Source organism: Candidatus Fusobacterium pullicola, assembly GCA_018883725.1.
GTDB lineage: Bacteria > Fusobacteriota > Fusobacteriia > Fusobacteriales > Fusobacteriaceae > Fusobacterium_A > Fusobacterium_A pullicola.
The window spans coordinates 1-11481 of sequence record JAHLFN010000029.1 but is presented as its reverse complement, the minus strand read 5'-3'; the positions used below and the strand labels follow the sequence as shown (position 1 = coordinate 11481).

Sequence of the window (11481 nt, the reverse complement as noted above, 5' to 3'; positions counted from 1 at the left end):
TGAGCCAGGATCAAACTCTTCGTTCAATCTATTTAACTCAGTAAAATTTACTGATTATTTATTACACCAATTTATTGTTGTGTTTGCATTTATTGTCTTTCTCTATTCTGTTGCTAATGTCCTTATTTATTTATCTGTGCCGCTCTCTCGCGGACAAAGATTATAATATCATAAATAATATTTTTCGTCAACACTTTTTTTAAATTTTTTTCATTATTTTATATTTAGTTTTTATCAACTTAATAAAATCAATAGTTTTTACTTTCTCTTTTATAATTTTAAAATTATATTCAGTTAGATAAAAAAGAGAAAAATTTATTTTATTAACTGCTCTATACCATAAAAACAATTTATAAAAATAAAATTTTTCTCTAAATTTAAAATCTATTTACTATCCTTTTTTATAAAAAGCTTTATAAGCTCTATATGTTTCAAAAACATCTAATTTTGAAGAGACTTCAAATGGAGAATGCATAGCAAGTAATGCTGGTCCAATATCTATTGTATTTATCCCTAATTGAGCAAGATACATAGCCACTGTACCTCCTCCACCTTCATCTACTTTTCCCAATTCTCCTATTTGCCAACAAATATTCTCTTCATTTAAAATTTTTCTTATTTTAGCAACATATTCTGCATCAGCATCGTTGGTACTACTCTTTCCTCTAGCTCCAGTATACTTAGTTACTACTACACCGAATCCAATTTTTGCAGCATTTTGAATATCGTGTACCCCTTTAAATATTGGATCCACCCCCACATTAACATCAGATGATAAAGATTGAGAATTCCATAAAACTCTTCTTAATATCATCTCATTAAAATGTCCTTTTATCTTTTCAATTATATCTCCAGTTATATATGCTAAATAATCTGATTTTAATCCTGTGCTACCTGATGATCCTATCTCCTCTTTATCAGCTAAGAAACATACAGCTGTCTTATCAGGAATCTCTTCTATATCTGTAATTGCTCTCATAGATGTATATCCACATATTCTATCATCTTGACCATAGGCTCCTATCATAGATCTATCAAATCCTATGTCTTTAGCTGATCCTGCTGATACTAATTCTAACTCAGCTGAAATAAAATCCTCTTCTACCATTCCATAATCTTTATTTAAAATCTCTAATACGGCATATTTTATCTGTGATTTTACTGTTTCATCTTCTACTGTTGTCGGAATACTTCCTACTATTATTTGAAGTTCCTCTCCTTTTAATACCTCTCCAGCTTTTCTCTCTCCTTGAATCTTAGATGCTAAATGTGGTAAAACATCTGGAATAGTGAAAACAGGATCACTATCTTTTTCTCCTATCTTGATCTCAACTTTCTCTCCATTTCCTAGTATAACCACTCCATGCATAGCTAAAGGAATTGAAGCCCATTGATATTTTTTTATTCCTCCGTAGTAGTGTGTTTTCATATAAGCAAGTTCAAACTCTTCATATAGAGGATTTCCTTTTAGATCTAATCTTGGTGAGTCTATATGTGATACCACATAGTTAACTCCCTTCTCTATATCCTCTTTTCCAATTACTGCCAAAACTAAATTTTTCTCTCTATTTACATAGTATATTTTATCTCCAGGAACTAATTTATCCTTTGTATCAGCACTTACAAATCCTTTACTTTGAACAAATTTAATTCCCTCTTTAACAAACTCTCTTTCAGTTTTTCCAATATTTAAAAAGCTTTTATACTCCTCTGAAAAAAGAAATATCTCCTCTTTATTTGTTACTTTTTTCCAACCATTTTTAACTTTATATTCCACCTTAGACTCCTCCTTTAGAGTAATTTTATATTCTTTAGTATAACACAAAAAAATAAAAACCCCTCTTCATTTTTTGAAAAAGGGATTTTTATTTTACTAATCTATATAAAATATTTTGGGGAAAGATTTATGATATAATAGTACAATTTTTCAATGACAACTATGTGAAATTTATAAGTAATTTATTTTATATTCATCTTTACATTTAACTTAACTTGACTTTTAATATTTTTTAATATATACTATTTTCTGTAAAAAATTAAATAAACCCTTGATTTACAAGGAGATGTTCTACACAGACAAACCATCTATAAAAAACTAGGCTAAATTTTTAAAATAATTATCTATTTTAAAGAGCGGAGTTTTTCTGCTCTTTTTATTTTTCTAGTTTAAATTAAATTTTTAGGAGGCGAATATGATTTTAAAAAACGAGATTCTTTGGTTCTGTATGTTGGTTATCAATTTTGGTTTAATCCTTTTTGCTTATAAAAAATTTGGAAGAATAGGACTTTATGCTTGGATACCAATTTCAACTATCTTAGCTAATATTCAAGTAGTTCTTTTAGTGGACTTATTTGGATTTGGAACTACTCTAGGTAATATACTCTACGCTGGTGGTTTTTTAGTTACAGATATTTTAGCTGAAAACTATGGTAGAAAAGAGGCTCAAAGAGCAGTTTATTTAGGTTTTTTCTCACTTATTGCAATGACTTTGATTATGCAGATTGCTGTATCTTTTACCCCTTCAAATGTAGAGGAAGGAATTATTACTTTTAATGGAGTTAAAAGAGTATTTGATTTTATGCCTAGAATAGTAATAGCTTCCTTAATATCATATCTTATCTCCCAGACACATGATATTTGGGCTTATGAGTTTTGGAAAAAGAAATATAGTGAACCTAAACATATTTGGATAAGAAACAATGCTAGTACTATGGTTAGTCAACTTATAGATAATACTTGTTTCACTCTTATTGCTTTCTATGGAGTATATCCTAAAGAGGTATTAATTGAAATTTTCTTAACTACATACTTTATGAAGTTTTTAGTTGCTGTTTGTGATACACCTTTTGTATATATAGCTCACTATTTAAAAAAGAAAAATCTAATAGAACAAGTTATATAATAAATTTCAAGAATGACGAAGATTGAAAAGAACAAATAGAGCAAGTCAGCGAAAGCAAACACTAAAAAACACAACTGTTTGAGTAAAACGAGTTTTGTGTTTTTAGTGAGCTAAGCCTACTTGCTCTTTATTCTTTGAACGAAAGTCATTCTTGAATTATTTATAATTATCTTAATTTCTTAGATTGCAATAGTTTCAATTTTATTCATCTATATAGTTATCAAAATACCCTTGAATTAAGATAATTGGTGTTCCTTTATCTCCACTTCCTGAAGTTAAGTCACAAAGAGATCCAATTAAGTCTGTTAATCTTCTTGGTGTTGTTCCTTGAGTTATCATCTGTCCTTTTAAATCAGAGTCTTTACTCTTAATAGCTTCTGCAACTGCTTTTTGTAACTCATCACCTTTTAAATTAGCTAAATCATTATCAGCTAAGTATTTTAATTTTATCTCGTTAGGAGTTCCCTCTAATCCAGCAGTGTATCCAGGAGAAACAACTGGGTCAGCTAGTTCCCAAATTTTTCCAACTGGATCTTTGAATGCTCCATCTCCATAAACCATAACTTCTATATTTTTTCCTGTTCTTTTCTTTAACATCTCTTGTATCTTTATAACAAGTTCTTTACAATCACGTGGGAATAATTTTATACTATCCTCAGTTGCTTTATTTGAACCTAATAATCCGTAATCTGCATTATAACCAGATCCATTTATTGATTTAGTTAAGATCTCATCCATTCCATAAACTATCTTAGCTCCAGCTTTTTTTAATAGTTTTTTAGTTCTCATACGAGTATGAATATCACAGTTTAATACACAGTCAGTATATTTTAAAATTGCAGTAGGGTTATTAGCAAAAATAACTTCAACTTCTGCTCCTTGTTCTTTTATTAATTGAGAGTAATACTCTATATAATTAACTCCTGTAAATTCATGGATAGGATTTCCAAATTTTTCTGTAAATTCAGCTTCAGTTAAGATATCTGTCCAAGGATTAACTCCCTTTTCATCAAGTATATCATAATCAATAAAGTGGTTTCCAACCTCATCTGAAGGATAGCTAAACATTAAAACTATTTTTTTTGCTCCCTTTGCTATTCCTTTTAAACAAACAGAAAATCTATTTCTACTTAAAATTGGAAATATAAGTCCTATTGTATTCTCTCCATATTTTTCTTTAACATCTGTTGCAACATCATCAATTGTAGCATAGTTTCCTTGAGCTCTAGCCACTATTGATTCAGTAATAGCCACTATATCTCTATCTCTCAATGTGATATTTTCTGATTCAGCTGCAGCTAAAACAGCATCCACAGTGAATAAAGATATATCATCTCCTTGCTTAATAATTGGTGCACGAAGTCCTCTTGATATAGTTCCTACTAATCTTCCCATACTTTTTCTCCTTTATTATCATAAATTTTCACAAGAATATTATATCATATTTTTGAAAAAATATTATCATTTTTTTAAATAAAAATAGTGTTTTTTTAATTTTTATAATTTTTAAATCCTCCTGAAAGATTATATACTTCAAATCCATTATTTATTAATATATTTTGAGCAGCATTCCCAGTAGTTCCCTTATTACAGTGAACTACTATTTTTTTAGTTCTAGGAAGCTCTTCAATTCTTTCTCTTAACTCTTCTAAAGGAATATTCATAGCTCCTTCTATATGCTCCTTATCATATTGTGATTTAGAACGAACATCTAATACCACATATTGAGAAATATTACTTTTTAAATTTTCAGGAGTTATTATCTTATTTTTTCTATTTATGGCATTATCTAATATCATTCCTGTATAGGCTACTGGATCTTTAGTAGTTGAAAAGGGAGGAGCATAGGCTAAATCTATATGAAATAATTCATCTACTGTAGCTCCATAAGTTAAAAGAGTAGCAAACACATCTAATCTTTTATCTACTCCATTTTCACCAACTATCTGAACTCCTAATAATTTCCCACTCTCTTTATCTGCAATAGCTTTTATCAGCATCTCTCTTGAACTTTTTAGATACTCAGTCTGATTTGGTTTTATATTGTGTATAACCTCAATACTGTATCCTCTCTCTTCAGCCTCTTCCTGAGATAATCCAGTTTTTCCAACTACAAGATTAAAAACTTTAAATATTGAAGTTCCTAGTATACCTTTAAATTCTAAATTCCCACCAGTCAATCTATCTCCTAAAATTCTTCCCATTTTATTAGCAGTAGAGCCAAGTGGCATATAAATTTCTTCGCCAGTTATACTCAAATAAGAAAGTACACAATCCCCAATAGCATAGATATCTTTTACATTTGTTTCTAAATATTTATTTACTTTAATGGCTTTTTCCTTACTAAGCTCAATCCTCGCTCCTTCTAGAAAGTCTGTATTTGGTACCACCCCTATGGCTCCTATTATTAAATCTCCCTCTAATATTTTTCCACCAATGGTTTGTATCTTATTACCATTAATATTTTCAACAGAATCTTCTAATATAAGATTTACTCCTTGACTTTTTAAATAACTTTCTAATACTCTACTGATATCCTTATCTATTCTTCCACCTAATCTATCCTTCTGTTCAATGAGTGTAGTTTGTATTCCTCTTGAAACGATACTCTCTACCATCTCCAATCCAACAAAACCTCCACCTATAATTATAGCTGTTTTAGGTTGCTCTTTCTCAATAAATTTTTTTATTTGCTCTGCATCCTCTATACTTCTAGTATAAAAGATATTTTCCCCTTTAAATTTTAGTTCTCTTGCCCTAGCTCCACTAGCTACTATTAACTTATCATAATTATCTTCAAATACTTCACCAGTAATCTCATTTTTTATCAGAATTTTTTTTGTTTCTACATCTACTTTTTCAACTCTATGAGAAATATGAATATCTATATTAAATCTATCTTTAAACCATTTAACATCTCTTGGAGTCAAGTTTTTTCTCGTTATATAGTCCTCTTCTATATAATAAGGTATTCCACAACCTGAGTAACTTATATCTTTTCCAGCTGTATAACATACTATCTCTATATCTTCACTATTTCTTCTTGCTTTAGCCATTGCTGAAGTTCCTGCTGCAACAGCTCCTATAACTACTATCTTCATATCCTACTCCCATTTATATTATAAATTGTTGCATAGCATTAAAAAAATATCCAACTATTATTATTCCAATAATACAAATTCCTACAAAAACTTTTAATAACTTAGGTTTTATAGCTTTACGTAACATAACTAAAGATGGTAAAGACAGTGTTGTAACTGCCATCATAAAGGATAAAATACTTCCTAAATTAGCTCCTTTAGCAAAAAGTGCCTCTGCTATTGGTATAGTTCCAAAAATATCTGCATATATTGGTATCCCTATTAAAGTTGCTAAAATTACTCCAAAAGGATTTTTGCTTCCTAAAATTCCAATTATCCAGTTTTCTGGTATCCAATTATGTATAGCAGCTCCTATTCCAACTCCTACTAGTATGTATGGAAAAACTTTTTTAAATGTTTCTATGACTTGTTCCTTTGCAAATTTAATTCTATCAGCTATAGTTAACTCTGGAACATCTAGCTCTATATCACTCACACTTTTAGCATTACGGATAAACTCTTCTATCTCATTTTCCAATTTTAGTTTCTCAATTACTGTTCCACCTACTACAGCAATTACAAGTCCTAGAACTACATAAAGAATTGCAATTTTTACTCCAAATATGCTTACTAACAATAATAAAGACCCTAAATCTACCATTGGAGAAGATATTAAAAAAGAAAATGTAACTCCTAACGGTAATCCAGCTGATGTAAAACCTATAAATAGTGGAATAGATGAACATGAACAAAAAGGAGTTACCGTTCCTAAAAGTGCTCCTATTATATTTGCCCATATACCTTTAAATCTTCCTATTATTTTTTTACTTTTTTCTGGTGGAAAATAGCTTTGTATATAACTTATAAAAAATATTAATGAACATAGTAAAATTGTTATCTTTATTACATCATAAAAAAAGAATTGAACCCCTCCAAATAGATGTGTATCTCTATCTAATCCCAATTTTTCTAATGTATTTCCTACCAATAAATTTAACCATTGCATTCCTAATATTTGATTTTGTATAAATCCCCATATTTTCAATATAACTTCCATCATTCTCTCCTTTTTATATTGATAGTTATCAATCTATTTTGTTAAATAAAAACTCCTTATGGAGCTTCTATTACTTAACTATTTTCTCTAAAATTCTTTTTATATCATCCTTAGATAACACTTTCCCATAAGATACTACTTTTCCATCAATCCATAATCCTGGAGTTGACATAATCCCATATTTAGCTATCTCTGCAAAGTCAGTTATATGAGAAATTGTTGCCTCAATATTTAGTTCTTTTACAGCTTCTAGAGTATTATTCTCAAGTGTATGGCAGTTTTTACATCCAGGTCCTAAAACTCTAATCTCCATCTTATTTCCTTCAACTATTTCATGACATGCTCCTCCACATGAACAAGCTGTTTCTTGAACTTTAGGTTCCTCTTTCACCTCTGTTCCACAAGAACATCCGCCAAATATTTTCTTTAATATACTCATTTTTATTCCTCCTTGTATTCTATTTTTAATTTTTTATATAATACTATATCATATTCTCTATAATGCTCCTTACCTCTTCAAACTTTTTTTTATTAAGAGAATAGTGAGTCCATTTTCCAATTTTAACACTATTTACAACCTCTGAATCACAAAGTATCTTCATATGATGTGAAAGAGTTGGTTGTCCGATATTCAATTTTTCTAAAAGTTTACAAGCACACTGCTCACCATCCTTTAATACCTCTAATATTAATAATCTATTAGGATCACAAAAAGCTTTGAATATTTTTGCAACATTTTCATAACTTTGCATATATCTCTCCTTTCATTCTTCTCTTTTAATTATACATCGATACATTTCAATATGTCAATATATGATTTATAATTTAATTAATAATACTAAAAACTATATTTAAAGAAAAAAAGATGGCAAAAGCCATCCTTTTTTACTACATAGTTAATTATTTATTAGAAATAGATTCTACTCCTGGTAATACTTTTCCTTCTAAGTATTCTAATGAAGCTCCTCCACCAGTAGAGATGTGAGTAAACTTATCAGCATATCCTAAGCTTATTGCAGCTGCAGCTGAGTCTCCTCCTCCGATGATAGTTGTAGCTCCTTGTAAGTTAGCTATAGCTTCACAAACTCCGATAGTTCCTTTTGCGAAGTTAGGCATTTCAAATACTCCCATTGGTCCGTTCCATACAACAGTTTTTGCTCCAGAGATTTCTTTTGCAAATAATTCTACTGTTCCTTGTCCAACGTCTAATCCCATTTCATCAGCTGGAATTGCATCAACTGATACTGTTTTGTGTGGAGCATCGTTGTTGAATTCTTTTGCTACTACTGTATCTATTGGAAGAACTAATTTTCCATTTGCTTTAGCTAATAATTCTTTTGCTAAATCAATTTTATCCTCTTCAACTAATGAAGTTCCTGTAGCTTTACCTTGAGCTCTTAGGAATGTGAACATCATTGCTCCTCCTACTAGAACTTTATCAGCTTTTACTAAAAGATTTTCTATAACTCCGATTTTATCAGATACTTTTGCTCCTCCTAAGATCGCAACTAGAGGTCTTTCAGGATTATCTACTGCTCCTCCGATGAATTTGATCTCTTTTTCCATTAAGAATCCTGCAGCAGTTTTTCCTTCTCCTATATTAGCAGCTATTCCAACGTTTGAAGCGTGAGCTCTGTGAGCAGTTCCAAATGCGTCGTTTACGAATAGATCTCCTAATGAAGCCCAGTATTTTCCTAATTCTGGATCATTTTTAGATTCTTTTTTACCATCTAGATCTTCGAATCTTGTGTTTTCGAACATCATGATTTCTCCATCTTTTAATTCAGCTACTGCAGCTTCTAATTCTGCTCCTCTTGTAGCTGGTATGAATTTAACTGGTTGTCCTAATAATTCAGCTAATCTTTCAGCAACTGGTCTTAAAGATTTTTTAGCTAAATCCTCTTCAGTTTTAACTTTTCCTAAGTGAGAGAAAGCTATTACTCTTCCTCCATTTTCTAATACATATTTTATAGTAGGTAATGCAGCAACTATTCTGTTTTCATCTGTTATTTTTCCATCTTTCATAGGTACGTTAAAGTCAACTCTCATTAATACTTTTTGCCCTTTAACGTTTAAATCTGTAACTATTTTTTTAGCCATTTAGATTGCCTCCCGTTAATCTTATATTCTTAAAAAAAGCGGAACCCTTAAGTTCCGCTATTCTATTTCTATTTAGTTCTTCTCTATTTAATAATCAATTATTTAGAGATTTCTACGAAGTGTTTTAAAGTTCTTATTAATTGAGCTGTATAAGACATTTCGTTATCATACCAAGATACAGTTTTAACTAATTGTTTGTCTCCAACTGTCATTACTCTTGTTTGAGTAGCATCAAATAATGATCCGTAAGTGATTCCTACGATATCAGATGATACTAATTGCTCTTCTGTGTATCCGAATGATTCGTTTGCAGCAGCTTTCATTGCAGCGTTGATTTCTTCTACAGTTACTTTTTTATCTAATACTGTTACTAACTCAGTTAATGATCCAGTTATTACAGGAACTCTTTGAGCAGCTCCATCTAATTTTCCAGATAATTCAGGGATTACTAATCCGATAGCTTTTGCAGCTCCAGTTGTGTTAGGAACGATGTTTGCAGCAGCAGCTCTTGCTCTTCTTAAATCTCCTTTAGCGTGAGGTGCATCTAGAGTATTTTGGTCGTTTGTATAAGCGTGGATAGTTGTCATTAATCCTTCTACGATTCCAAAGTTGTCGTTTAATACTTTAGCCATAGGTGCTAAACAGTTAGTTGTACAAGAAGCTCCTGATATAACTGTTTCTGTTCCATCTAATATGTTGTGGTTTACGTTGTAAACTACAGTTTTAAGATCTCCAGTTGCTGGTGCAGAGATAACTACTTTTTTAGCTCCTGCTTCTAAGTGTGCAGATGCTTTTTCTTTTGATGTGAAGAATCCAGTACACTCAAGAACTACGTCTACTCCTAATTCTCCCCATGGTAAGTTTTTAGGATCTCTATCTGCTACTACTTTTATTGTTTTTCCGTTTACTGAGAATCCACCTTCGATTACTTCGATTGTTCCATCGAATCTTCCTTGAGCTGAGTCATATTTGAATAAGTGTGCAAGAGTTTTTGCATCTGTTAAGTCGTTGATTGCTACAACTTCAAACTCAGGGTTTCCTATCATTAATCTTAATGCTAATCTTCCGATTCTTCCGAATCCGTTAATTGCTACTTTAACTGCCATTTCTATTCCTCCTAAATTTTTATTTAACTATGTAAAAATATTTTATGTTTTTTATTATCTACATAAAATATATAACAAGTTCAATTTTTTGTCAATTAACTCTTTTATAATAATTTCATTAGAGTTATTTTTCATCTTTTTACGATTATTTTTTAATCAGACAATTTTCTATGTAATATTTAACTTTACTATATTTTTCTAGAGTGAACGCTACTCTATTTCAAGAAGTTTTCTCATATCTTCTGGTAGCTCAACTTCTATACTTTTTAACTCTCCAGTCTCTACATCAGAAAACTCTGTTTTATATGAATGAAGCATCTGTCTATTAGCTCTTGGATCACTTCCACCATAAAGTTCATCCCCTAATAGTGGATACCCTTCCAATGCCATATGTGCTCTTATTTGATGTGTTCTTCCAGTCAGTAACTCAGCCTCAATAAGTGTTAAATTTTTATCTGGAAATCTTTTTAAAACTTTTATCTTTGTTTGAGCACTCTGTCCACCATCTTCAGGTTGAAGCTCAACTCTTCTAAGTTCATCACCAATTTTTCCGATAGGTCTATCTATTAAAAACTCATCTCTATCTACAATTCCCAAAACTATAGCTTGATAAAACTTATTTACAGTACCTTTTTCCTGTAAATAGGATTGAGCATAGGCATTTTTAGTCACTATTATTATACCAGATGTATTCATATCAAGTCTATTATAAAATCTTGGTACCATAACTTTTCCTGTTGTTTGTAAAAAATAGTTTACTACTCCATTGGCTAGTGTTTTATCTACTTTCTTTTGAGTAGGATGAACTATTATATACGGATCTTTATTTATCAAAAGTAAATTTTTATCCTCATAGGCTATCTTTATAGGGATATCCATTGGTCTTATACCAGTTTCCTTCTCCTTCTCCCTTATATGTAGTCTATTGAGTTTTCTAACTTTTTTACTATTATTTTTTACTCTCTTTCCATTTAGATATATCTCTAAATTTCTCAATCCTCTTCCAGAATATCCTTTAGTTTCTTTTAAATATGTTCCTATCTCATATCCATCATACTCTGGTTCAATTATATATTTTTTCATCAACTGATTCCTTTCAAGTTTTCAATAGTTATTCATATATATTTTACTATAATTAATGAAAAATGTTAATAAAATTTTATAATATTTTTTTATAACTTTGTAGAATATACTCTATTGATATAAAAGTTCAATATATATTTAATAAAAATATC

At 30.2% G+C, this 11481-nt stretch carries 10 protein-coding genes; 1 reads left to right on the top strand and 9 read right to left on the bottom strand.

The window, feature by feature from the left end; genetic code table 11:
• Positions 1 to 391 precede the first annotated feature (391 nt).
• Positions 392 to 1777: an aminopeptidase gene (locus tag IAA47_03665; protein MBU3842069.1), complete on the bottom strand. Its 1386-nt coding sequence runs from the start codon at positions 1775 to 1777 to the stop codon at positions 392 to 394.
• Positions 1778 to 2192: 415 nt separating this feature from the next.
• Between IAA47_03665 and IAA47_03660 the strand changes: the two genes are divergently transcribed.
• On the top strand, positions 2193 to 2903 hold the full coding sequence (locus tag IAA47_03660) for a queuosine precursor transporter (protein ID MBU3842068.1): 711 nt from the start codon (positions 2193 to 2195) through the stop codon (positions 2901 to 2903).
• 201 nt (positions 2904 to 3104) lie between these two features.
• Here IAA47_03660 and IAA47_03655 read toward each other — a convergent pair whose 3' ends face one another.
• The 8 genes from IAA47_03655 to IAA47_03620 all read right to left on the bottom strand — a co-directional run bounded on the left by IAA47_03655 (position 3105) and on the right by IAA47_03620 (position 11329).
• Positions 3105 to 4298 carry a coenzyme F420-0:L-glutamate ligase gene (locus IAA47_03655; protein ID MBU3842067.1) on the bottom strand — a complete coding sequence of 398 codons (1194 nt, stop codon included), beginning with the start codon at positions 4296 to 4298 and terminating at the stop codon, positions 3105 to 3107.
• A gap of 95 nt (positions 4299 to 4393) precedes the next feature.
• On the bottom strand, positions 4394 to 6004 hold the full coding sequence (locus IAA47_03650; GenBank protein MBU3842066.1) for an FAD-dependent oxidoreductase: 1611 nt from the start codon (positions 6002 to 6004) through the stop codon (positions 4394 to 4396).
• Positions 6005 to 6017: 13 nt separating this feature from the next.
• Entirely contained in the window at positions 6018 to 7040 is a 1023-nt protein-coding gene (locus IAA47_03645; GenBank protein ID MBU3842065.1) for a permease, read from the bottom strand.
• A gap of 70 nt (positions 7041 to 7110) precedes the next feature.
• Positions 7111 to 7479, bottom strand: coding sequence for a TM0996/MTH895 family glutaredoxin-like protein (locus IAA47_03640; GenBank protein MBU3842064.1), 369 nt, complete (start codon positions 7477 to 7479; stop codon positions 7111 to 7113).
• A gap of 43 nt (positions 7480 to 7522) precedes the next feature.
• Complete coding sequence (locus tag IAA47_03635) at positions 7523 to 7792, bottom strand: metalloregulator ArsR/SmtB family transcription factor (GenBank protein ID MBU3842063.1); 270 nt, start codon at positions 7790 to 7792, stop codon at positions 7523 to 7525.
• A gap of 148 nt (positions 7793 to 7940) precedes the next feature.
• Positions 7941 to 9140: a phosphoglycerate kinase gene (locus tag IAA47_03630; GenBank protein MBU3842062.1), complete on the bottom strand. Its 1200-nt coding sequence runs from the start codon at positions 9138 to 9140 to the stop codon at positions 7941 to 7943.
• Positions 9141 to 9238: 98 nt separating this feature from the next.
• Complete coding sequence (gene gap, locus IAA47_03625; GenBank protein MBU3842061.1) at positions 9239 to 10246, bottom strand: type I glyceraldehyde-3-phosphate dehydrogenase; 1008 nt, start codon at positions 10244 to 10246, stop codon at positions 9239 to 9241.
• A 210-nt stretch (positions 10247 to 10456) separates the two neighbouring features.
• The gene (locus IAA47_03620; GenBank protein MBU3842060.1) at positions 10457 to 11329 is read right to left on the bottom strand and encodes an RluA family pseudouridine synthase; all 873 of its coding nucleotides are present in this window, start codon (positions 11327 to 11329) and stop codon (positions 10457 to 10459) included.
• Positions 11330 to 11481 lie beyond the last annotated feature (152 nt).